This is a genomic window from Streptomyces sp. NPDC092296, assembly GCF_044755465.1.
Taxonomy (GTDB): Bacteria; Actinomycetota; Actinomycetes; order Streptomycetales; family Streptomycetaceae; genus Peterkaempfera.
In genome coordinates, this window is sequence record NZ_JBIVRB010000001.1 from 484836 (window position 1) to 507195 (window position 22360).

Below are 22360 nucleotides of genomic sequence, written 5' to 3' on the forward strand. Positions count from 1 at the left end.
CCGCCAGGGGCGCGGGGAACTGCGCGCCCAGCCACCCGTGGAGCCGCAGCCGTAAGCACGCCAGATCCCGTGCACAGCTGTCCCCCGCGTGCGAGGTGCCGTCCCGCCAGGGGCGCGGGGAACTGCGCGCCCAGCCACCCGTGGAGCCGCAGCCGTAAGCACGCCAGATCCCGTGCACAGCTGTCCCCCGCGTGCGAGGCGCCGCCCCGCCAGGGGCGCGGGGAACTGCGCGAACAACCACCCCCGGAGCCGCAGCCGCAAGCACCCGTAGCCCGAGCCGCCCCGGCCCGTCAGCCGTTCCGGTCGACCAGGGCCGGGTGGCGGGGGTCGTCGGCCCGGATGACGACGTCGGCCGTGCCGGCGGGGTCGGCCTCGGCGGCGTAGCGGGCGTACGCCGGGAGCGTCCAACGCAGGTCAGGGGGCGTACGGCGGGACAGCGCGCCCGGCGTGAGCGCCAAATGCACCGTCAGCTCGAACGGCAGCCACCGCCCCAGCAGTAGATCCCCGTCCAGCAGCAGCACCCCACCCGCCGCCAACTCCACGTACGCCGCCCGGGTGGCCCGGTCCGCCGCCGCGTCCCAGAGTGAGGGGAGCACCCGCCCGCTGCCGCCCTCCTCCAGCGGGTCCAGCACCTCACGCAGCAGGCCGCCGGTGTCCAGCCAGCCGTCGTAGTACGAGTCCGGGTCCTGGTGCCCGTACTCCAGCCGGAGCGAGGCCGGCCGCAGGAAGTCCCCGGCCGAGACCCGCAGCACCGGCCGCCCGCGCAGCCGCAGCGACTCGCCCAGCGCGTCCGCGAGCGCCCCCGGCCCGGCCGCCGGCGCGCCGTCGACGGCGACCCGGAGCCATCCGTGGCCGGGCAGCGCCGCGATGCGGTCGGCCAGTTCCTCGGTCAGCCGTTCGGGAGTGATGGGTCGTACGGAGGTCACCACAGGGCCCATCCTGCCCGTCTCGCGCGGCAGCGGGCGCGTCGGGCGACACGGACTCATAGATATGCCGGGATTTGGTGTGTTATATACCTAGCCTGGCGGGGGAGTCGGTCCACCCCGGGCCGGACCCGCACCCGTGGCAGCACCCGACCATGAGGACCGTGCATGGACGTGATCCCCCGCAGTCTCCAGCGCTCCGTCCCCCTGGACCCGCAGACCGACGAGCAGCCGCCACCCGGCCCGGCCGAACCGGTCGGCGGCCTCTCCGCCTCCGTCGCACCGGATGACACCCGCCCGGTGGCGACATTCGGCCGCCGCCCACCCCGGGCCGACGCCGACCTGCGGGAAAGCCAGCCCAAGGCGATGCTCCCCGGCTGGGCGGCCCTGCTGATCCTGCTGGGCTGCGCCATCGGCGTGGAACTGCTGCTCGGCCGGGCGGGCATGCTGCCGTGGTGGCTGCCGGGCCCCGGCGAGGCGTTCCCGGCCGAGCAGATCACCGCCGCCCGCCTCGCCCTGCTGCCCGCCTGCATCGGCCTGGTCGCGCTGGCCGGGCTGATGTCCAACGTCGCGGGCGAGGCCCGGGTGCTGGCCTGCTGGGGCCACTACCGGGGCACCATCCGCCGGACCGGCCTGGTCTGGGTGAACCCGATGCTCCGCCGCCGCCGGGTCGACGTACGCATCCGGCACTGGCGCAGCGACCCCATCGACGTCATGGACCGTGGCGGTGCGCCCATCCGGGTCGGGCTGATGGTCGTCTGGCGGGTCCGGGACAGTGCCCGCGCGGTGCTCTCGGTCTTCGACCACGAGGAGTATCTGCGCGAGCAGGTGCACGCGGTGCTCAGCCGGACCGCCGCCACCCTGCCCTGCGACACCTTCGACGGGCTCGGCCCTTCGCTGCGCGACGGCCAGTGGTTCGGCGACGAGCTCACCCGGGGGCTGAACGCCGAGATCGCGCCGATCGGCCTGGAGGTGTACTCGGTGCAGCCGCTCTCCCTGGAGTACGGCCCGGAGATCGCGGAGAGCATGCGCCGCCGCCGGGTCGCGGACCTGGACGCGGACCTGCGCGCCGCGATCGTCGACGACGCCGTGGAGTCGGCCGCGCTGGCGGTGCGGCGGCTGGAGTACGCCACCTCGCAGGAGCTGGACCGCCACGCCCGCAACGCGCTGATGCAACAGCTGCTGGTCGCCTTCATCGCCCCGGCCGGAGTCCCCGGCCTGGCGCCCCGCCGCGACCCCCGCCGCCGCTGACTGGACCCGGACAGACCGGACCCCCAACGGATCGCAGGACCGCCCCCGGCCCGGCCCGAAGCTCCTACGGGCCGGGCCGGGGCGCGTCCGGGCTCAGACCGCCGGAACCGCCGAGGCCGCCGTCAGCTCCGCCAGCTCGTCGGCGGTGAGCTCCAGGTCGGCCATCGCGACCAGGGCCGGCAGCTGCTCGACCGTACGGGCGCTGGCGATCGGCGCCGCCACCGTCGGCTGTGCCGACAGCCAGGCCAGCGCCACCGTGGCGACCGCCACGCCGCGCGCCGCCGCCACCTCGTCCAGCGCCGCCAGCACCCGGGGGCCGCGCGGGTCCTGGAGGTACTTGGCCGCGCCGGCCGCCCGCACGCTCTCCACCGGGCCGCCCTCCGGACGGTACTTGCCGGTGAGGAAGCCGGAGGCGAGCGCCCAGTACGGCACCGCCGACAGCCCGTGCCGCGCGGCCACGTCGGCCAACGCGCCCTCGTACGCCTCGCGGGCGACCAGGTTGTACTGCGGCTGGATCGCCACGTACTTCGCCAGCCCCTCCCGGTCGGAGGCGGCGAGCGCCTCCTCCAGCCGCTCCGGGGTGATGTTGGAGGCGGCGATCTGCCGGACCTTGCCGGCCCGGACCAGCTCGTCCAGCGCGCCGAGGAACTCCTCGACCGGCGTCTCCGGGTCGTCGAAGTGCGTGTAGTACAGGTCGATGTGGTCGGTCTGGAGGCGGCGCAGCGAGTCCTCCGCCGCCGCCCGCACGGTGTCGGCGCGCAGACCCATGTGCTCGGGGTGCCGGCCTACCTTGGTGGCCACCACGATGGAGTCCCGGTTGCCCCGGGACTTGAGCCACTTGCCGATCACGGTCTCCGACTCACCGCCCGAGTGCCCTTCGACCCAGGCGGAGTACGCGTCGGCGGTGTCGATGAAGTTGCCGCCCGCCGCCGCGTAGGCGTCGAGGACGGCGAAGGACTGCTGCTCGTCGGCCGTCCAGCCGAAGACGTTGCCGCCCAGGCAGAGCGGGAAGACGGCCAGGTCGGAGCTGCCGAGGGTAACGGTGTGTTTGTCGGTCATGCGGAGATCAAACGCCGTTGGCGGCCCGGCTGTTCCGCCGCCGCGCCGATGCGGAGCGGAGTGCCGGCCGGCTTCACCCGGGGGACCGCCGTCCCACGCCGGGCCGGGGTTCGTTAGAGTCCTCTGCCATGGCCGACAACGACATCGACCCCGCCGCCAGCACCCAGATGTTCCGGGCGTTCGTCGACACCCCCGAGCAGCAGCAGACCCCTGCCACCGCCAGCGGCGGCAGCCGTACCGGCGTGGTCACCGCCGTAGTGATCGCCGTCGTGGTGATCGTGGCCGCGGTGGCCTGGCTCGCCTTCAAGTAGTCCGCGACCCAGCCGAACGGCGGCCGCCGCCCACCACCGGTGGGCAGCGGCCGCGGCTTCGGCGTACGCCGGGACCGTTCCACGTGAAACGACCCCGGCGGCGCCGTCATGCCCGGCTGCCCGTACCGCGCCCTCGCAGCGCCGCAGTCCACTCACCCGGAGGATGCCGTGACCGAGCATCAGCCGCTGCCCGCCGACGCCACCGGGAACCCCACCCCGGGCCAGCGGGAGATGGCGGCCCGCAGCCTCGGGCTGCGCGGCGCCGCCAACGCGCGCGACCTGGGCGGCTACCGCACCTCCGACGGCCGCGCGCTGCGCCATGGGGTGGCGCTGCGCAGCGACGCCCTGCACCGGCTCACCGGCCCGGACCTCGACACCCTCACCGCCCTCGGCCTGCGGCAGGTCGTGGATCTGCGCAGCCTGGCGGAGGTCCGCGAGAACGGCCCCGACCGGGTGCCGGGCCTGCCGGTGGCGGAACTGGACGCGGCCGAGCACTCCGCCGAACCGGTGACCGTCTCCCCGCCGGAGCCCGGCGGCGTCACCCTGCACCATCTGCCGATCTACTCCGAGCACTTCGACATCTACGTCGCGCTGCGCGACGCGCTGGCCGCCCGCGACCCGGCCGCCCAGCGGGCGCTGCTCGGTGACGGCGGCGGTGCGGCGATCATGGACGGCCTGTACCGGTGGTTCGTCACCGATGCCGTGATCCGCGACCGCTTCGCGCGGGTGCTGCGGCTGCTCGCCCAGCCCGGCGGCACCCCGCTGCTCTTCCACTGCACGGCGGGCAAGGACCGCACCGGCTGGACCGCCGCGCTGCTGCTCACCGCGCTCGGCGTCGACCGGGACACCGTCTTCGACGACTATCTGCTCACCAATGAGCGCCACTCCGGGATCGTCACTCAGATCATGGACAGCTTCGGCACCCGGGGCATCATGCAGGAGCCGGAGCTGATCCTGCCGGTCTACCGCGCCGAACCGGCCTATCTGGCCGCGTCGTTCGCCGAGGTCGAGGCGGGCTGGCCGTCCTTCGACGCCTTCCTCGTCGACGGCCTGGGGCTGGACGACTCGGTACGGGACGGGCTGCGCGCCAATCTGCTGACGGGCTGATCCGCCACCGCCACCCCGCCCGACTACTCCTCGGAGATCAGGCCCTCGCGCAGCCGGGCCAGGGTCTTGGTCAGCAGCCGGGAGACGTGCATCTGCGAGATGCCGATGTCCTCCCCGATCTGAGACTGCGTCATATTGGCGAAGAACCGCAGCATGATGATCCGCCGCTCCCGGGCGGGCAGCCGGGCCAGCAGCGGTTTGAGCGACTCCCGGTACTCCACGCCCTCCAGCGCCACGTCCTCGTACCCGAGCCGCTCGGCCAGCGGACCCTCGCCGTCCTCCTCGGCCGGGCTGGAGTCCAGCGAGCTGGCGGTGTAGGCGTTGCCCACGGCCAGGCCCTCCACCACCTCCTCCTCGCTCACCCCGAGGCACTCGGCCAGCTCCGCGACCGTGGGGGAGCGGTCGAGCTTCTGGGCCAGCTCGTCGCCGGCCCGGGTGAGGGCCAGCCGCAGCTCCTGGAGCCGGCGCGGCACCCGCACCGACCAGCTGGTGTCCCGGAAGAACCGCTTGATCTCGCCCACCACGGTCGGCATCGCGAAGGTGGGGAACTCCACGCCCCGCTCCGGGTCGAAGCGGTCGATCGCCTTGATCAGGCCGATCGTGCCGACCTGGATGATGTCCTCCATCGGCTCATTGCGGCTGCGGAAGCGGGCAGCGGCGTAGCGCACCAGCGGCAGGTTGAGCTCGATCAGGGTGTCCCGGACGTAGGTCTGCTCCGGGCAGCCGGGCGCGAGGGCCGCGAGCCGCAGGAAGAGCGAGCGGGACAGCGTACGGGTGTCCAGCGCGGCCCCGGCCAACACCGTGGTGTCCAGCACCGTCTCGACCGGCGCCTCCGCAGCGGCCGACTCCGCGACGGTGGCCTCGGTGACGGCGGCCTCGGTGACGACGGCGTCCACGATGGCGGCCTCGGCCGCCTCCAGGACCGGAACCTCCTCGGCAGGGCCGGACCCGACCGGCATCGGCGCGGCCGTGGCGACCGCCGTACCGTGGACCTCAGCGCTCCCCAGATCGACAGACATGCACCCACCCCCTCCTGACTGACCAACGGATACCACCGTGCGGCGGTTCCCCGGCTACGTCCACTGGAATACCGGAACCACGCCACCGGCAAACCCGAGTGTCGCAACACGTCACGCGATGGTAACGCGGTGCAATGCGGCGCCGGGGGCGGGATATGTCCCGGTCCGGGTGGCAATACGGTTTCAGGACTCCCAGGCGTTGCTGCTGCGCAGCCGGGCGAAGATGCGGGCCAGCAGTCGGGACACATGCATCTGGGACATGCCCAGCTCACTGCTGATCTGGGACTGGGTCAGATTGCCGAAGAACCGCAGCATGATGATCCGCCGCTCCCGCTCCGGGAGCTGTACCAGCAGGTGGCGCACCATGTCGCGGTGCTCGACGTCGGTGAGCGCCGCGTCCTCGTACCCGAGCCGGTCCAGCAGCGCGAGGCCGCCCTCGCTCTCCTGGGCGGCCTCCAGCGAGGCGGCGTTGTAGGCGCGGCCGGCGTCCAGGCAGTCCCGTACGTCCTCCTCCGGGATGCGCAGCCGGGCCGCGATCTCCGGGATGCGCGGCGTGCGGCCGTGGGCCACCGTCAGCTCCTCCATCGCGCCGCTGACCTGTACCCACAGCTCCTGGAGCCGGCGCGGCACGTGCATGGTGCGGACATTGTCCCGGAAGTACCGCTTGATCTCGCCGAGGATGGTGGGTAGTGCGTAGGTCGGGAACTGCACGCCCCGGGTGGGGTCGAAGCGGTCGATGGCGTTGATCAGGCCGATGGTGCCGACCTGGATCACGTCCTCCATGGGTTCGCTGCGGCCCCGGAAGCGGGAGGCGGCGTACCGGACCAGCGGGACGTTGACCTCGATCAGCGCGGCGCGGACCCGGTCGTGGTCGGGGGTGCCCGGGGTCAGCTCGGACATCCGTTCGAAGAGGACCCGGGTGAGGGCGCGGACGTCCAGCGGGGCGCGGCCGGCGAACGTGGGGCCGGGGGGCGTCGTGCCGGGGGGCGTCGTGCCAGGGGGTGTGGGGCCGGGGGGTGCGGGTGCGGGTGCGGTGCCGAGGGCTGTGGGCGCGGGGGCTGTGGGTGCGGGGGTCGTGGTCGGGGGTTCGGTCACCTGGAGGCGTGGTCCGCCGTCCTGCTCCGCGCCGGCGTCCGGCGCGCTGCCCTGTGCCCGCACGGACCCGCCACCCCTTCGTGCCACCTGGTCTGGGGTCGACTGCGCGTCTCGCCCTATCCGGCAAACCGGTCATAGCATCACAAGACGGGAGTAGCTGGGGCAAGTACCGGGGTTAAGCGTGTTGGTGGATTGTGCCCGGACGGCCCGCCCCCGGGAGGGCCGTCCGGCGACGCCGTCAGACCTCGATGTCGGCGATCACCCAGGTGGCGAACTCGCGCCACTGCGCCACCGCGGCCTGGTGCGCGGGGTGGGCCAGATAGGCGTTCAGCCCCTCGCGGTCCTCGACCAGGCCGTTGAGCGCGTAGTCGTACGCGATGTCCCGGGCGGTGGTGTTCCAACCGCACTCCCAGCCGCGCAGCTCCGGGATCAGCGCGCCGAGCTCCTCGAACGCCTTGGCGCCCACGGCGACGCGGTCATCGGCGTCCCGGTCGACGCCGTCATTGAGCTTGAACAGGACCAGGTGCCGGATCACGATGCCGCTCCTCGCGGAAGGGGACTGCTTGTCTCCCCGCCACGGTAACCGGCCGACCAGCGGCTCAGTTGATCAACCCGGTCATGAAGGTGCCCACCGACTTGGCCGCGCTGGAGATCCCCTTGAAGCCCACCTCCACCAGGGCGGCGGCCCGGGTGGGGGAGTTGATGATCGTGTAGAGCACGAAGATGAGCAGGAGATACATGCCGATCCTCTTTGCCTGACCCATGAACCTGCCCTGCCTCCCTGCCACGGTCCCGCAGCCCGCGGCGACCCGCTCCGTCGGCAGCCCCGGCAGCCCCGGGAAGGGCCGCCGCGGGGCGGCTGCCGCGCTCCCCGGAACGACTTGCAGCACGCAGCCTATCCACCTGACGGCCCAACGGACCCAGCTCGTTCCCCGCCCGCCTCCCGGCCCGCCGCGCCCGAAAGGGCCAAGCGTCCGCCCCGATGGCCCGCCCCGGGTGCCGCGTCCCAGGTCGTACCGCACGATGAAGACGTACCGGGGGTCTGGCAGGAACCCACCGGTACCGGAACCGGAGCCCCCGCTGTGGGACCGGCCGCCGCAGCTTCCCCCCGACGCGGCACCGGTTGTGGGACTCCGTCCCGGGGGAGCGGCCTAAGTCCCCCGAGGCCGCTCCCCTCCTGCCGCCAAGCCCCACCCCGACGCCATAGCCTCACCGGCGGGACGGCTTGCCGAACGCCCCAAGGGCAGCCCTGAACATCCGCTATGCCCGTTTCCCCACCAGCACTCGAAACCAGCACCCCACCCCGGCAAAACCCCAGGTCACCCACTCTGCTCCCCACCCACGCGGGGATGGCCTCGGGCGCAAGGGGGCATCGGCCAGTTATGTTGGGCCGTGGGCGCTCGAAGCAGCTGCCGCGCCGGGCCGGGACCTTCCCGCTCCCGCTGTCCTCGTACCGGTCTACCTCGGCGTACGGACTGCACGGACCCTGCTCCGCACCAGCACCCCCACCGGCCTGCGAGCCTGGTTCGGCGGCTTCGCCGAAGGAGTACGGACGCCGTGCGACCCCCGGCGGCCCATGCACGGGACCACCGTCTGGCGGACGACCCGCCTCGGCCGCCCACCCGTCATCTAGCCGTTTTGCCCCGCGAGTTCGGTGGTGAGGTCGACGGGGGTGGCGCGGCGGAGTTCGCGGATGAGCTGGGAGGCGAGGAGCCAGCGGGTGCCGGGGTGGCCGTAGGGCAGGGAGGCGCCCTCGCCCACCTCCTCCAGGACGCGGCCGCCGGGTCGGTAGACGCTGCCCCACACGCCCCAGAGGGAGGGCTTCCGCGACCGGACGGCCGTGTGGCGGCCGGTGAGGCTGGGGCACTGCCGGACCGCGATGCCGGCGCAGGGCAGGCACAGCGGGGGCTGGGCGGTCAGCATCTCCTCCGCGCCGCCCGCCGCCGCCAGCTCCGGCCCGGTGCGGTTCGCCAGGAACAGCCACCCCCTGGACGTACGCGACGCGGGACCGCCGCAGATCTGGCACAGCAGCTCCAGCATGGCCCGCCGCTGCCGGTCCGGATGCATCACCCGGTACACCGGCCGCCCCGCACCCACCGCCTGCGACAGACGCTCCCACAGCACACCCCGCCCATCCCGGTCCCCCGCCACCTCGCGCCGAAAGCACAACCCCCCGCCATCCGCCCGCACGGTCAACTCCCGCCACCGCACCCCCCGCTCACCCGACCACTTCGTCACGTACGGCACCACCGTCGGCCGGGACAGCGACTGGGAAGGTGCAGAGGTATGAGCAGGCATGAGCGTCTCCATTGACGTCGAAGGTGGTCGGCCCGGCCGGCCCTGCGGACGGCACCGGGCCCGTTGATAAGGGGGCCAGGGCGGTGGGGACTCATCCGGCCCGTTCGAGCCAGAGCACGCCGCCGGCCTGCCGGACGTGCTTCGCGATCTCGTCCCACTCCTTGGCCAGCGGGGAGACGGCGGATCGGCTGGTCACCAGGATCACGGAGGCTTGTCCACTCCGTACCTGTTCGATGGCGTCGCGCAACCACCGCCGCTTGAGCGGTACCCCGGCGCCGTCCTGGTCGTGCGCCACGCCCACGACGAGCCAACGGCGCGCGTTCGCCACCAGGAGCGCGCGCTCCACGGTTCGCTTCGACTGCTCGCCGGGCAGCGAGTTGACGTAGATCACCGCGCGACTTCCGATGGGCGGCGGCGACTCGCGGTCGTCCAGCCCCGCCTTCCCGTCGTCTTCTCCCTGCCGTTCGACCCGCTGAGCTGCTGCGTTCACAGCGCCACCTCTCCAGTCGTTGCCATCGGGGCCGCCCCGGGCGACGAAACCGACGCGCTCCAGGAGAGGGCGGCAGCCACGATCGCGGCGGCCATCGACCATTGGGGCGCGACAAGGTTCCGGCCGTAGGAAGGGCTTGGTGTACAGCCAGGTACGGCTTGCTCACTTAGAATTACGTGATCCAAGTCACCATGGCAACCCGTTCCAGAGAATCGGGAAGATTCCCACTCGTACGGGCGACCAGCGTCGAACCTCGACGCCCACGGTGGCGCGGAGGCCGTCCACACCGGCAAACTGACACATGACCAGCAAGGAGAAGACCCATGGCCGCACCGACTGTCCGCCGACGCCAGCTCGGTGGTCAGCTGCGCAAGCTCCGTGAGGAATCGGACTTCACCCTCGCGGAGGTGGAGGCCCGGACCTCGGTCAAGGAGACGCGGCTGTCGCGCATCGAGACGGCCCGCCTGGGCATCAAGGCCGGCGACCTGGACGAACTCCTCGACCTCTACCGGGTCGAGGACCGCGAGCGGCGAGACTTCCTGCACACGCTCGCCCGCGAGGGATCACGACGCGGCTGGTGGCAGACGTACTCGGATGTCCTGTCCACCCGGTACATGGATCTCATCACCCTGGAGGCGGACGCCAAGCAGATCCGCACCGTCCAGATCAGCCTCATCCCCGGGTTGCTCCAGACCTCGGCCTACGCTCGCGGCATCATCGAGGTCATGCGCCTGGACGAGACGGCCACCACCGTCGACGCCCTGGTCGAGGTCCGCATCGCCCGGCAGAACGTACTCACCCGCCCGCAGCCCCTGAGCTTCTGGGCGGTGATCCACGAGGCCGCCCTGCGGCCCCGGTTCGCCAGCCAGGACACCATGCGGGAGCAGCTTCAGCGGCTGATCGACCTCTCCCGACTGCCCAACGTCAACATCCAGATCCTCCCGGCGGAAGCCGCACCCGGACCCTGGATGGGCGGCCAGTTCAACATCCTCACCTTCCCGGCGCCCGGCGATGACATCGTGCTGACCGAGGACTTTCTCAGCACCACGTACATCGAGGACGAAGGGACGGTGACCCGGTACGGAGAGGCGTTCCAGAAGATCACGGCGGAAGCCCTGCCCCTGGATGCGTCGCTCGCCTTCATCGCCAAGCAGAGGGACATGATCCTGTGACCAGCAACCACATCCCCGACGCCTCCGCCCTCACCGGGTGGACCAAGTCCAGCCACAGCGACAGCGGCGGCGACTGCGTGGAAATCGCCCGCCACCACGACGGGTTCGCCATCCGCGACTCCAAGAACCCCACCGGCCCGGCCCTCTCCTTCACCGCCGCCGAACTCCACGCCTTCCTCGCCGCCACCAAGACCGGCGAATTCGACACCCCCTGACCCGCCCCGCCCCCACCCGACGGCTCCGGTTCTGGACGCCCCCGGCCTCCAGCGCCGGAGCCGCTTCTCGGTGCGTGGCGACTACCCGCGATCCTTCGCATCGTCGATCACTGCCGGGGGATTCAGGTCCGTGCTGACCTGTCCGCCGAGCGTCATCACATTGAGAGTGGCCGAGTTCTCATTGGATATCACCTTCTCGACCCGCTCCACGAGCTTCTTGAAGGAATCCCCGTCCGACAGGTTCACGTACGGCCCCACTCCCGTCTGGAAGTAGACCCGCTCATGTCCGAGTAGCTGCTCGGTCGACCGGTAGTTCTTCCACTGCTCCCGATAGCGGTAGACGCTTTCAAGGGACACCGAGGCGACCACGACCAGGCTGAGGAGCGTGGCAATATACCTGGAGACCGGCAGGTCCAGGTTCACGAAAACGGGCACCAGCGCACCGCCGACCACGGAAATCGTGCGCATCCGCAGGTGCATGGCCTTTGTCTTGACGGCCTTTACGTCATACCACTTCTGGTATTGGGCCAACCTGCTGTCCAGGTATTCCTGTGGTGTCATGGACCCGAACGGCGACGTACCGACTTCCAGCGCCTCGCTCAAATCGGACACCTCTGCTCCTGTCACCCGGGCTCGGCCCGCAAGCCGGCGCCCCCGCCCGCCTGCCGTCGTCCGACACGGTAGTGGAGCGGTCCCACCCAGCACGAGACCGGTCGCGTCGGCAGCAGCTGGGCCGACGGGCCCAGGAAGCAGTGAAGCCCCGTCCGGGTGGGCGGGGCTTCGGTGGCGGTAGCGGTGGGATTCGAACCCACGGTGGAGTTGCCCCCACACACGCTTTCGACGTCCGCACCTTGCCCTATCGGGGATCCAATCAGCCGTCTGCCGTGATCCATAACTGTCCGGCGCCGTTCATTTCCGCAGGTGAGCAGGGTGTTGGTGCGGAGTAGTAGTCACTGCCGGACGCTACCGAACGTAGTTGGATGAGAGCACGGATAGGGCTGGAGGAGTTGGGCCTCCCCGGGAGACTATGGAATGTGAGTGAACGTCAGGTGATGGTTGAAGGGGAGTACTTGCTGAGGTAGTCCTTGAAGACAGCCGAGGAGACGTGGTAGTCAGCACGGCCACTCCTCCTCCCCCACACGGACTTGCCGCCGTCGAGGTGCTTGTCCATGTCCCAGGATTCGGCTAGTGCCTTGACCAGGAGCAGACCGCGTCCGTGTTCGTCCCGTTGGGGCGGGCGCCGCTGATCCTGAGTGAGACGCTCTCTCGCCGCCTGGGCCGGATGGTCACTCTGGAAGAGACCGGTTTGGCGGCTTCGTCCTCACCGGAACGGGACGTGCCGGACTGGCGGGTGGATACGCTGGCCGCGCTGATCGACCTCGGGAGAACCGACGTGGACATGGATCGCAGGCATGCCCTGGCCACCACCGCCTACTCGGTGGCGGCGCTGGCCCTCCCCGGCATGCGGTGGTGGACGCGCATGGCCGAGCAGGGCGCAGACCGCACTTCTCCCGGAGCGCGGAACGTTGGGCCAGGGGACCTGGAAGCCGTACGGGACATGGTTTCGGTCTTCTCCCGTGTCGACCAGCGACGCGGCGGCGGCCACGTTCGCACCGCCGTAGTCCAGTACCTGACCTCGGATGTCGCCGGCTATCTGCGTGGCAGCTTCCCCGACGACCGGGTCCGCCGCGAGATGTTCTCCACGGCGAGCGAACTGTCCTACCTCGCGGGCTGGATGGCGTTCGACAACGGGGAACACTCCGTTGCGCAGCACTACTTCACCGCAGCCGTGAAGCTCGCCGCCGAAGCCGACGACCCGCCCATGGCCGGCCATGTGCTGCGAGCCATGTCACACCAGGCCCTCGACCTCGGACACCCCCGCCAGGCCCTGGACCTGGCCGCCGCCTCCGTCGAAGGCCGCCGGTACACCCTCGCCGGCCCGCGCGAACGGGCCCTGCTCGGCGTGGTGCACGCCCGCGCCCTCGCGGCCACCGGGCAGAAGCACGCCGCCGGCGCGGCCCTGCTCCGAGCCGAGAAGGACCTTTCCGCCGCCGAACCAGGCAGTGACGAGCCGCCCAGGGTCTTCTTCTTCGGGGAGGCCAGCCTGGCTCATGAGACGGCATGCACCCTGCGTGACACCGGCGACCTGTCGGCGGCCGCCCGGGAGTTCCGCCGCAGCGTACGCACACGCAAGGCGGCGGCGTTCACCCGCACCCACGCCGTCACCCTCGGCTACCTCGGAAATGTGCAGGCTCGCCAGGGCAACGTCGAAGAAGCCTGTGCCACCTGGTCCCGTGCCCTGGACATGATGGACGGCATCCACTCCGACCGGACCCGCCAGACCGTCGTCGACATGCGCTCGGTGCTCTCCCCTTTCCGGCAGCGCGGTATGCGCGCCGTTGCGGAACTGGACACCCGCGCAGCCTCCTTCCTGGCCGGAAGAGCCTGACAGCGGCCGATGATCCCGGAAGGATGAGAAGGCGGCATCCGCCGTCGCCAGCCCGGTTCGGAAACCATGAGAGGGCACACCATGACTGGCCAGTCGTTCCAGGTCGAACCGATCGCCCACGTCGTCGGAGGACGCGACGAACCGACCGATGACTACTGGGGCGGCACTCACTCCATCATCCGCATCGACGGCTCCCGGTTTGGCACCGACGCGGTGGCCGGCTTGGAGGACTTCTCGCACCTGGAGATCGTCTTCCGTTTCCACCTGACCGACCCCACCGACCTCAATCTCGGCGCCCGCCGTCCGCGGGACAACCCCGACTGGCCGCAGGTCGGGATCTTCGGCCACCGCAACATGCGTCGGCTCAACTGGCTCGGCGTCTCCCGCTGCCGCCTCCTCAAGGTCGAAGGTCTCGACCTCCACGTCGAGGAACTGGACGCCGTCGACGGCACACCCGTGCTCGACATCAAGCCCTGGTTCGTGGAGTTCGGCCCGCGAGGCGACGTGCGGCAGGCCGAGTGGACCACCGGGATGCTCGGCGACTACTTCGCCACACCGCCCGGGAACTGAGGCGGCCGGCGATCCGCCGCAGGAGCCGACAAGGTCAACTGAGACCAAAGCTGAGGGTGGAGTGACGAAGGGCCCCGACCGGTGATGGTCGGGGCCCTTCGTCGGTGCTGCTCAGTGGCGGTAGCGGTGGGATTCGAACCCACGGTGGAGTTGCCCCCACACACGCTTTCGAGGTCTGAGTGCCACCGTCCAGCGGGGTTCGTGGACGTTCCGCATGCAGGTGGGAAGGGGTGGGCAGTTGCTCGGTGTACCCCGCTGAACGGGGGTGAATGAGACCACAACTGAGACCACTGAGGTGCCGCGTGGGTCTGTCAGGACTTGGCGTCGGCACGCTTCGCAAGGGCCGTGAGTTCCGGAGACGCGGAGCGTCCGGCGATCAGGACAAGCTCCCGGATCGCGCCCCTGGCGGCAACGTGGGTGTGGATCATCTCCGGTGCAAGCTCCTCCGCTGCCAGGAGGCAGTCGAGGGCTTCCCCGGTTTGACGCCGCTGACCGTAGGCGCGACCCATGTCCATCAGGAGCCGGGCGCGCCGCTCGATGGAGAGGCTGGCCGCGTCGATGCGGGTGCCGATGTCGATGGCCTCTCCGGCGTCCCCAAGATCGACTGCGGCCGATACGGCCTGGATCTCGACGTTGGTCGGGCCGAACTCCAAGTCGAAGTCGTTGCGGTCCTCCCCGATGCGCTGCGCGACCTGCCGGGCCTGGTCGATCTCCTTCCGTGCCGCAGTCCGCGACCCGGCCCGCGCGTGCACCAGAGCGAGTACGAGGTGCAGGGAGCCGAGGACCGAGAGAGCTTCGGCCGAGTCGTTCCCACGGTCCACGTGCCGGGAGAGTGCGTTGGCCGCCGTGGCGGCACAGTGCTCGGCCTGGTCAAGGTGCTTGAGCCGCACGAACGCCTGAGCCATCCGGAAGACTCCGGCGAACACCTCCAGCGGCTGGCCCGACTCCTCCGCCGCGCGGATGGCCCTGTCCGCTGCGACCCACGCCGCATCGGGTTCGTCCTGCCGCACGAAGGCCGCTGCCAGGGCTTGGTAGGTCCGCCCGAGCATGCCCCAGAGTTCGGGCTGCTGCTCCGGCACGGCGGTCCGTACCGCTCGTTCGAGGCGCGGGACCAGTACGCCGAGTGAGGCGCTGAGTTCCGCGAACCGGTTCGCGTGGGTCAGCTCCCACACCCGGTCCACGGCGTCTCTGAGAACTGCGGTGTCCACCACGGCCGGCGGGGTGTCGTTGCCCAGCAGGACTTCTGGCACCGGGTAGCCGGAGATCACCAATCGGGCCTGGTCAAGGTCGTTCGGCTCCTCCGGGGCTGATACGGGGGGCTCCGGCGCGGTCGGCGCGTCCGGTCGCAGGACTTGGAGTGACACGCCCAAGCCGTCAGCCAGCAGTCGGAGCACGTCGAGCCGGTTGACGGGCTGTACGCCGCGCTCCACCTGGGACAGCCAACTGGCGGTCCGGCCGATCTCCGCTGCCAACTCCTTCTGTGTGAGGCCGCGCTGTTCCCGCAGCTCAGCGACACGCGCGCCGAAGACGCGCCGATCCCCCTGCGTCATTCGCACACCGGGCCCTTCCCCGTCTCTGCTTCCACAAAGGTGACCTGGAGTCCTGTCAGGTACTGCTCCCGCTCGGTCAGGAAGCGCCTGGTGTGGGGCTGTTCCTCGTGTGCCTCGAAGGCGGAGCGGTCCCGGTACAGCTCGTAGAACACCCGCACGTTCGGCTCGTTGGCCACGGAGTGCACGACGTAGGCCAGGGTGCCCTCCTCCTGTCGGATGCCGACCAGGGTGCGGCCGACCAAAGCGTCGAAGCCCGTCGCCGCCGCTTGGTCGCGTAGTTCGAATCGGACGATCAGTCCATAACCGCTGCTCATCATGCCTCCGGTGTGGTCGCACCAAGCTTCGCAGATGCGTAGCAGCGCTGCTAGTAACAGTTTCTCTTGACTCGCAGTTTCTCTGTGAGTATCTTCGTGATGTGGCCAACACCAGCGGTGAAAACCGCAGGTGAACGGCTTGATTTGGGCATCTCTGCGCCTTGAGAGAGCCCACTTGTGCACGAATGCGCCCGGCGGGAGTCCTCCCGGTGGGTGAAGGGGCTCCGGACAGGTGGAGCCGAGGTTCCCGGCGCCTGGGCAGTCCGGAGGGATGAGACCGAAAGGTCACGTCGTCTCGCCTGAGACGGAAGCGCGCTTCCGAAGGAGACGGCATCAGCGGCTCTGCGCCACCGGGTGACCGGGCGGTGCGGGGCCGCGCTGAGCGAGTGTCTTTGGTCCCCGATCCGCGCCTGTCTGTGGCGGGTCGGGGGTCATGGCCGCTCGACCAACGAGTGGTCCCGGCCCATGAGTCGGGGCGGCTGCATCCCGGCCAAGGAAACAGCAGCCGCCCCGCTCCGGGCCGATCCGACCCGTGAAGGAGTTCGACCCGTGAAGTCGATTGTTGCAGGACAACATGCCGCTTCGGCGGCGGAGTTCGCTGAGCTGGCGCTCGGTATCGACGTGGAGCTGTTCACCGGCCCGGTGGGCGGGGAGTCCCCGACCGAGCGGGCGGCGCGGTTGGACGTGGCGGACGCGGTGTTGGCGGACCTGCGCCGGGAGGACCCGGAGCTGGCCGCGCACGCCGTCGACCTGCTGGACAGCGCACCGGTCCCGCTGCTGCGGCGCCCGGCGGTCATCGCCCGGTGCGAGTCCCGGTCGGCGGTGGCGGCATGAGCGCCATCGACGACCAGGCGGCCCGTGCCGCTGCCGCTGCTGCCGCCGCCGCGAAGGCGGAGGCTGACCGCCGCGCCGCCGCTGCCGCTCTCCAGCGGGCCGCCGCCGCGCGCGCCAAGCTCCCCGGAGGTGGAAAGTGACTTGCCTCTCGGTGGTGCTCACGGCTGTGCCCGTGGTGCTCACGGCTGCCGTGTCCGTGCTCACGGGCTGCTCATCGCGCCGGGGCGGGTGGTCCGGGTGATGGCGGCGATGACGGCCGAGCAGGTCCGTTCGGCGGAGCGGGCACTGAGCGTCGGCACGTGGGCGATCACGTTCGGCGCGGTGCTCTACAGCGTGCTCACGGTCACCCCGTTGATGAGCGGGCACACCCCCAAGGGCTGGGGCTGGACGGCCCCGATCCTGCCGCTGGTGGTGGACGCGGCGGTGGTGATCGTGGTCCGGATGGACAGCACCCTGGCCCGGCTCGGCGGGGACGGCGGCCGGTGGCCCGGCGTGCTCCGGTGGATGACCGGGACCATGACGGTTGCCCTGAACGTCGGGCTCAGCGCCCTGGACCACGACCTGGTGGGCGTGGCGGTCCACGCGGTGGCGCCGCTGCTGCTGATCGTCACGGCGGAGACCAGCTTGGCCTACCGCCGGGCGATCGCCACCGCCGTGAGCGCCCGTGAGCACGCCGAGCGCACCGAGCGGGAGGACCGGGAACGCCGGGCCGAGGAGCGGCAGCGGCGGGCCCGGGAGGAGCGCCAGGCCGAGCAGGACGCGGCCGAGCGCCGGGAGCGCGAACGGCGGGAACACGAAGCGCGGCTCGCCCGTGAGCAGGCGGCGGCCGAGCGTGAGCGCGAGCGCGAGCAGCGTGAGCACGAGGCCCGGATGGCCCGTGAGGAGCGCGAGGAGCGGGAGCGTCGGGAGGCTGTCGAGCGGGCCGAGCGTGAGCGGCTGGTGAGCGAGCGTGAGCGTGAGGCCCGGGAGCGTGAGCGCCGTGAGCGTGAGCGTGAGCAGCAGCGGCGGGACCGTGAGCGTGAGGCCCGGGAGGCCGCCGAGCGGGAGCGCCGGGAGGCCGAGGAGCGGGAGCGTCAGGTGCGGCGGGAGCTGCTGTCCGGCGGGCCGGCCGCCGAGAAGTTGCCGGAGGGCCGGGCGCGCATGCTCGTCGTGGCCGCGTACGCCGAGGGCCTCCCGCAGCGGCAGGCCATGGAGCTGACCGGCTGGTCCGCCGGGTGGATCGCCGCCCGCTACCAGGAACTGCGCGACGACGAGCAGACCGCGCCGCTGGCCCTGGTCCCGTGACCGGCTACCCCGACTTCGACAAGGACACCCTTCATGTCTGTTGACCTCGACCGGGCGGCGCGGTTCGCCGCCTCCTACGCCCTGCTACGTGCGGCGGCCGACCTGGCCGACCACTGGGTGCAGACCGACCACCAGGCCACCACCAAGGGCCAGCACGCCGACTCCGACCGGGGACACAGCGCGGCGGCCGGGCGGCGTGCGTGTGCGGCGCACTGCGCTTCTCTCACCGCTGTTCAGGCCGCCGCGCTGCTGCTGGGCACCCGCGCCCTGGGTGTCCGGCTGCGTCCGTCGCGGGCGGTGGCCGCGCTGGCCCTGTCCGCCGCCACGCACTACGTGGCGGACCGCCGCCGCCCGCTCCAGCGCTTGGCCGAGGCGACCGGCAAGGCGAAGTTCTACGCCCTGGCCGACCACGGCCTGTGCGGCTCCTACCTGCTCGACCAGGCGTGGCACCACGGGTGGGAGACCGCCGCCGCGCTGGTCGCGGCTGCATGACTGACGAACGCGGGGCCGGACGCTTGCTGGCCACCCGGCCCCGCTCCTCTTCGAGAGAGGTGTCACCACGATGACAGACACCGTCGCCGAGCGGGCCGCAACCCCGCAGGCGCCCCCGACCGAACCCCCTGCCGCCGCACCCGCAGGTGCGGCAGCTACCCCGGCTCGGGGGCACACCCCGGGCGGGCTTCCCGCTGTGCCGCTGGCGCTGACCACCGCGAACTCGGTGGTCGCACTGGCGTCGGCCGCGACGCTGGCCACCGGTCCGGTGGCCGTGCTGGCGGCCGGTGCGGGGGCCGCCGCCTCCGCTGTCCTGGCCGCGCGGACCGCCCGCGCGGCACGGACCCTCGCCCGCACCTCCGCCACCCGGCGCACGGCGGACGGACGGGTCTCCGGCGGGCCGCACACATCCCGCCTTCCGGAGAGTGCGGCTCGGGGCGTGCCCCGGCAGGGCCGCCCCAGCGCCACCCCTCCCACGGCCACCGCCGGACGGGGCACCCGCCCCCCGGTCAGGAACGGGGGCCCGGCAGCGGTGCGCGGCGCCGCAGGCCCTGCCCACCGTCCCGGTGCGGTGGACACGGTGCGGGCGCTGCGGCAGGCGGCGCGGCAGGAGACACCGACGCGGCAGGGCCGCCGGCTTCAGGCGAGCGCGGACCGGCGGCAGGCCGCCGACGCCCGGCGTGCTGCCGGGCGGCAGGTCCGTGACCTGCGGCACGCCGGGCGCGGCCCTGCCGCCAAGGCTGCCGCCGCGCCGCTGCGTGCGGCCCGCCGTGCTGCGGGTCGAGCCGCCGATCGGGCCCGCGACCGTGCCCGTTCGGGCCGCGACCGGCGCACCGCCGAGAAGGTCACGGCGGTGCGCCGGCTGCGGCGCACGCTCAAGGCGCGCCGGGCGGCCCGCGCGTCGCTGCTGCGCTCGGCCGCCCGGTTCCACGCCCGCCGACTGCTGGCCGCAGCCCTGGCCGCCCCGGTCGGACTGCTCGGCGTCCTTGCCACCCTGATCGGCCGTCGCATGGGCTGGTCGTGGATGGTCCACCCCGGCCGCCGCCTCTACCGCCACTTGGTCGACCAGGCCCGGCAGGCACGGGCCGAACGGGACGCCGCCATACGGGGCGACCTGTGCCAGGCCGAGACCGACGCCGACGCCAGCGACGCCGGCGAGGCGCCGGGGCGGGTCGCGGACACCGTGCCCCGCGCCCCGAAGAACCACACCGCCCACCAGCCCCAGGGAGAGCCCATGTCCGGCTTCGACTTCTCCGACGCCGCCACCGAGATGCACGCCGCCGCCCTGTCCTACGAGCCCGACGGCATGATGCAGGTCCTCGCCGCCTTCGAGACCATGCCCGAGGCCCTGACCACGATCGCCAACACCTTCGGTGTCATCGCTGAGCGCTCCGACAGCGAATTCCCCCTCGACAAGCTGGTCGGGGAGGCCCTGAACGAGGTCTACAACCTCCTCATGCAGGCCGCCACCGCCTCCGAGGAAGTCGTCAAGACGTTCCGCGCCGTCCATGAGGCGGACATCGCCCGGCTGGAGGACCCCCGCGCCGGCGAGGAGAAGTGGGACACCACCGCCAACGACGAGTAACCCGCGCGACGCACCGCTGTGGGCCGCCCCTGGCCTTTCCGGGGGCGGCCCGCCCCTTCCCCGCCCTTTCGCCTGTCCTGTCCGGGAGCCAGCATGGCCGCACAGCCGCACCGCCCCCTGAACCTGACCAACATCCCGCCCTCCAAGACCGCCGCCCGGCCGAAGACCCGCCGGTCGGCCGGCACGGCCCTGCCGTCGCTGGACTGGACGGCCGGGCACGGCCCGATCACCGGGGCCCTGTCCGCCGCCACCGGAGCCGGCGCGGTCGCCCTGCTCGGCGCCGCCACCTCCATGCCGCCCGGCTGGCCGATGCTCGTCGGCACCGCCGGAGCCATCGGTCACGGCGTCGGGCACAGCATCCGCCGCCGCCTCACCGCCCGCACCGCCGTCACCCGCGCCGCGTCATGGCTGCTGGCCGGGGGCTGGACCGCCTGGGCGATGGCCACCGACCCCCTGACCTGGGCCGCCGCCGGAACCCTGGCCACCCTCGGCGTCGGGATCGGCGCCATGGCCACCGGCGCCACCATCCACGAAGAGGCCGCCGAGGAGGAGCGGATCAGCACGGAGGCCAAGACCCTGTCCAGCCGCCTGGACGGACAGCGGGAAGCCGTCGCCCGGGAATGGGCCGACCGCGTCCGGCGTGTGACCGGCGTGGAGGTGCACGTTTTCGCGGTCGAGTTCTGGAAGACCGGCGCCGGGTTCTCCCTGGCCGCCGAACTCCCCGGCTCCGGCGCCACCTGGGACCGCATCGCCGCCGCCGCCCGCGCCCTGGCCACCGACGCGCGCCTGCCGCTGGGCTGCACCGTCTACGTCGAAGAAGGCGACCGGCAGGGCCGCGTAGTCCTCGACATTGCCACCAAGAACATCATGGCCCAGGACCACCCCTACCCCGACGACTACACCGCCCTGTCCATCCTCACCGGCATCCCCTGGGGACTGCTCCCCAACTCCGATGTCGTGGAAGTCCTGCTGCGCGAGGCGTGCGCGCTGATCCTCGGGCCGCCCGGATCGGGCAAGTCCACGTTCATCGATGTCGTCCTGGCCGGGTTCGCCCGCTGCACCGATGTCGTCACCTGGGTGGTCGACCTCAAGGCCGGAGCAGCGGGCATCCCCTGGGTGCGGCCCTGGCTGGAGGCACAGGGCCGGATCGCCCCCAAGCCCGGTGCCGCCCCGGCCCCGCCGGGCACCCGCCCCGGTGTCGACTGGATCGCCTCCACCCCGGCCGAGGCCCTGCGGATGTTCCAGGCGGTGCTGGCCGTGAACGCCGCCCGGCAGCGCGAGTACCAGGGCCTGATGGACGAGCAGGACACCACCCTGCTTCCCGTCTCCCCGGCTCTCCCGCAGATCCAGATCGTGGTGGACGAGGGAGCGGAGCTGCTGTCCACCCCCGACTTCCGCGACCCGGTCATGAAGCAGCTCAAAGAGCTGGTCGGCAAGTCCATGCGGACCACCCGCGCAATGGGCATCCGGCTGGTCCTCACCGCCGTGGACGGCAACGTCTCCGCCCTGGGCGACACCTCCGTGCGCAAGTTCTCCCCCGTCGGGGTCGCCCTCACCTCCGGCGAGTCCAGCGGCAACAACCTCGCCAAGCTCTTCCCCCGCGCCAAGGTCGACACCCGGCAACTCACCGCCAAGGGAACCGGCGTCATCGGCGCCGCCGGAGCGGACGGCTTCGCCCCCACCGGGTTCAAGGGCTGGCGTACCTCCCCCGCCATGGTCCGCGCCGTCTCCCTGGCCACCGACCGCCGCCGCCCCGTGCTGGACGAGGTCTCCGCGCGCGCGGCGGGAGAGGACTACGCCCGCCGCTGGGAGGAGGACCGCGCCGGATGGCTCTGGACCGCCATCCCGGCCGCCACCCGCGACGACAGCACCGGCGGCAGCACGAACACGGCCCCCACCCCGCAGCGGCCCGCCCGCCCCGGGGGACTGAACCTCTCCTACCAGCGCCCCGCCGCCACCGACCCGGGGCAGGACGACGCCGACACCCTTGCCGACCGGCTCATGAAGCAGATCGACATCGTGTACGGCACCACCGACGAACCCCCGGCCCGCACCGACCGGCCGCAGGAGCCCGCCCCGACCGCCCCGACCGGGCCGGCCGGGCCGGACTGGCTCCCGGACGCGCTGGACGCGATCGAATCCGCCGGCGCGGCGGGCCTGAAGGTCTCCGCCGTCGCGGACCTGGTCCGCCGCGACCGCAAGACTGTCCGCGCCGCCCTCCAGGCCGCCGTCGAACGGGGCTTCCTGGTCTACCGCGACAACGGCCCGCAGTCCGTCTACGTCCACCCCGACCACGCCTGAACGGCACTGACAGCTACCGAGTACCGGGTAGTGGGAAAAAC

General features: G+C 72.1%; 24 protein-coding genes and 1 pseudogene. 14 read left to right on the top strand and 11 right to left on the bottom strand.

The window, feature by feature from the left end; all coding sequences use genetic code 11:
• Nucleotides 1-290: 290 nt before the first annotated feature.
• Nucleotides 291-938: a uridine kinase gene (locus ACIQGZ_RS02240; protein ID WP_402598777.1), complete on the bottom strand. Its 648-nt coding sequence runs from the start codon at nt 936-938 to the stop codon at nt 291-293.
• A 153-nt stretch (nt 939-1091) separates the two neighbouring features.
• On the opposite strand from ACIQGZ_RS02240, the gene ACIQGZ_RS02245 reads away from it, so the two are divergent.
• Nucleotides 1092-2174, top strand: a complete 1083-nt coding sequence (locus tag ACIQGZ_RS02245) for an SPFH domain-containing protein (protein WP_402598779.1) — start codon at nt 1092-1094, stop codon at nt 2172-2174.
• Between the two features lie 93 nt (nt 2175-2267).
• On the opposite strand, the gene ACIQGZ_RS02250 is transcribed toward ACIQGZ_RS02245, so the two are convergent.
• Nucleotides 2268-3233 (bottom strand): aldo/keto reductase, encoded by a 966-nt coding sequence (locus tag ACIQGZ_RS02250; RefSeq protein ID WP_402598780.1) that lies wholly within the window; start codon nt 3231-3233, stop codon nt 2268-2270.
• Between the two features lie 128 nt (nt 3234-3361).
• Between ACIQGZ_RS02250 and ACIQGZ_RS02255 the strand changes: the two genes are divergently transcribed.
• Together ACIQGZ_RS02255 and ACIQGZ_RS02260 are read left to right on the top strand one after the other, a co-directional pair.
• On the top strand, nt 3362-3544 hold the full coding sequence (locus tag ACIQGZ_RS02255; RefSeq protein ID WP_402598781.1) for a hypothetical protein: 183 nt from the start codon (nt 3362-3364) through the stop codon (nt 3542-3544).
• Between the two features lie 168 nt (nt 3545-3712).
• Entirely contained in the window at nt 3713-4651 is a 939-nt protein-coding gene (locus tag ACIQGZ_RS02260; protein ID WP_402598783.1) for a tyrosine-protein phosphatase, read from the top strand.
• Nucleotides 4652-4674: 23 nt separating this feature from the next.
• Here the strand turns inward: ACIQGZ_RS02260 and ACIQGZ_RS02265 are convergent, their stop codons facing one another.
• The 4 genes from ACIQGZ_RS02265 to ACIQGZ_RS02280 form a co-directional block, all read right to left on the bottom strand.
• Nucleotides 4675-5670 carry an RNA polymerase sigma factor SigF gene (locus ACIQGZ_RS02265; protein ID WP_402598784.1) on the bottom strand — a complete coding sequence of 332 codons (996 nt, stop codon included), beginning with the start codon at nt 5668-5670 and terminating at the stop codon, nt 4675-4677.
• Nucleotides 5671-5853: 183 nt separating this feature from the next.
• On the bottom strand, nt 5854-6828 hold the full coding sequence (locus ACIQGZ_RS02270) for an RNA polymerase sigma factor SigF (RefSeq protein ID WP_402598786.1): 975 nt from the start codon (nt 6826-6828) through the stop codon (nt 5854-5856).
• Nucleotides 6829-7003: 175 nt separating this feature from the next.
• Nucleotides 7004-7300, bottom strand: coding sequence for a Dabb family protein (locus ACIQGZ_RS02275; protein WP_402598787.1), 297 nt, complete (start codon nt 7298-7300; stop codon nt 7004-7006).
• Between the two features lie 64 nt (nt 7301-7364).
• Nucleotides 7365-7505 carry a hypothetical protein gene (locus tag ACIQGZ_RS02280; protein ID WP_402600024.1) on the bottom strand — a complete coding sequence of 47 codons (141 nt, stop codon included), beginning with the start codon at nt 7503-7505 and terminating at the stop codon, nt 7365-7367.
• Between the two features lie 683 nt (nt 7506-8188).
• Between ACIQGZ_RS02280 and ACIQGZ_RS02285 the strand changes: the two are divergent.
• Nucleotides 8189-8398: pseudogene (locus ACIQGZ_RS02285) on the top strand (glycosyltransferase family 2 protein); the annotation flags it as partial.
• Here the strand turns inward: ACIQGZ_RS02285 and ACIQGZ_RS02290 are convergent.
• A complete protein-coding gene (locus tag ACIQGZ_RS02290) occupies nt 8395-8889 on the bottom strand; it encodes a hypothetical protein (RefSeq protein WP_402598788.1) in 495 nt (164 codons plus the stop codon). The pseudogene ACIQGZ_RS02285 and the gene ACIQGZ_RS02290 sit on opposite strands and share 4 nt — an antisense overlap.
• 265 nt (nt 8890-9154) lie before the next feature.
• The gene (locus tag ACIQGZ_RS02295; protein WP_402598789.1) at nt 9155-9553 is read right to left on the bottom strand and encodes a hypothetical protein; all 399 of its coding nucleotides are present in this window, start codon (nt 9551-9553) and stop codon (nt 9155-9157) included.
• Between the two features lie 323 nt (nt 9554-9876).
• On the opposite strand from ACIQGZ_RS02295, the gene ACIQGZ_RS02300 reads away from it, so the two are divergent.
• Nucleotides 9877-10725, top strand: coding sequence for a helix-turn-helix domain-containing protein (locus tag ACIQGZ_RS02300; RefSeq protein WP_402598790.1), 849 nt, complete (start codon nt 9877-9879; stop codon nt 10723-10725).
• The gene (locus ACIQGZ_RS02305; RefSeq protein ID WP_402598792.1) at nt 10722-10940 is read left to right on the top strand and encodes a DUF397 domain-containing protein; all 219 of its coding nucleotides are present in this window, start codon (nt 10722-10724) and stop codon (nt 10938-10940) included. Before ACIQGZ_RS02300 ends, ACIQGZ_RS02305 begins: the two co-directional genes overlap by 4 nt.
• Nucleotides 10941-11021: 81 nt before the next feature.
• Here the strand turns inward: ACIQGZ_RS02305 and ACIQGZ_RS02310 are convergent, their stop codons facing one another.
• The gene (locus ACIQGZ_RS02310) at nt 11022-11552 is read right to left on the bottom strand and encodes a DUF4231 domain-containing protein (protein WP_402598793.1); all 531 of its coding nucleotides are present in this window, start codon (nt 11550-11552) and stop codon (nt 11022-11024) included.
• Between the two features lie 787 nt (nt 11553-12339).
• On the opposite strand from ACIQGZ_RS02310, the gene ACIQGZ_RS02315 reads away from it, so the two are divergent.
• A complete protein-coding gene (locus ACIQGZ_RS02315) occupies nt 12340-13389 on the top strand; it encodes a Tat pathway signal protein (protein ID WP_402598795.1) in 1050 nt (349 codons plus the stop codon).
• Between the two features lie 81 nt (nt 13390-13470).
• Nucleotides 13471-13959, top strand: coding sequence for an SAM-dependent methyltransferase (locus ACIQGZ_RS02320; protein WP_402598796.1), 489 nt, complete (start codon nt 13471-13473; stop codon nt 13957-13959).
• Between the two features lie 311 nt (nt 13960-14270).
• On the opposite strand, the gene ACIQGZ_RS02325 is transcribed toward ACIQGZ_RS02320, so the two are convergent.
• Entirely contained in the window at nt 14271-15509 is a 1239-nt protein-coding gene (locus tag ACIQGZ_RS02325; RefSeq protein ID WP_402598798.1) for a helix-turn-helix domain-containing protein, read from the bottom strand.
• Entirely contained in the window at nt 15506-15823 is a 318-nt protein-coding gene (locus tag ACIQGZ_RS02330; protein ID WP_402598800.1) for a putative quinol monooxygenase, read from the bottom strand. The genes ACIQGZ_RS02325 and ACIQGZ_RS02330 overlap by 4 nt, the downstream gene beginning before the upstream one ends.
• Nucleotides 15824-16372: 549 nt before the next feature.
• Here ACIQGZ_RS02330 and ACIQGZ_RS02335 point away from each other — a divergent pair.
• The 6 genes from ACIQGZ_RS02335 to ACIQGZ_RS02360 all read left to right on the top strand — a co-directional run bounded on the left by ACIQGZ_RS02335 (nt 16373) and on the right by ACIQGZ_RS02360 (nt 22319).
• On the top strand, nt 16373-16657 hold the full coding sequence (locus tag ACIQGZ_RS02335) for a hypothetical protein (RefSeq protein WP_402598802.1): 285 nt from the start codon (nt 16373-16375) through the stop codon (nt 16655-16657).
• A complete protein-coding gene (locus ACIQGZ_RS02340; RefSeq protein ID WP_402598804.1) occupies nt 16654-16797 on the top strand; it encodes a hypothetical protein in 144 nt (47 codons plus the stop codon). Before ACIQGZ_RS02335 ends, ACIQGZ_RS02340 begins: the two co-directional genes overlap by 4 nt.
• A 109-nt stretch (nt 16798-16906) precedes the next feature.
• Nucleotides 16907-17941: a DUF2637 domain-containing protein gene (locus tag ACIQGZ_RS02345; RefSeq protein ID WP_402599947.1), complete on the top strand. Its 1035-nt coding sequence runs from the start codon at nt 16907-16909 to the stop codon at nt 17939-17941.
• Nucleotides 17942-17974: 33 nt separating this feature from the next.
• On the top strand, nt 17975-18433 hold the full coding sequence (locus tag ACIQGZ_RS02350; RefSeq protein ID WP_402598805.1) for a hypothetical protein: 459 nt from the start codon (nt 17975-17977) through the stop codon (nt 18431-18433).
• A gap of 70 nt (nt 18434-18503) precedes the next feature.
• Nucleotides 18504-20018, top strand: a complete 1515-nt coding sequence (locus ACIQGZ_RS02355) for a hypothetical protein (protein WP_402598807.1) — start codon at nt 18504-18506, stop codon at nt 20016-20018.
• A 93-nt stretch (nt 20019-20111) separates the two neighbouring features.
• Nucleotides 20112-22319, top strand: a complete 2208-nt coding sequence (locus ACIQGZ_RS02360; protein WP_402598809.1) for a hypothetical protein — start codon at nt 20112-20114, stop codon at nt 22317-22319.
• Nucleotides 22320-22360 lie beyond the last annotated feature (41 nt).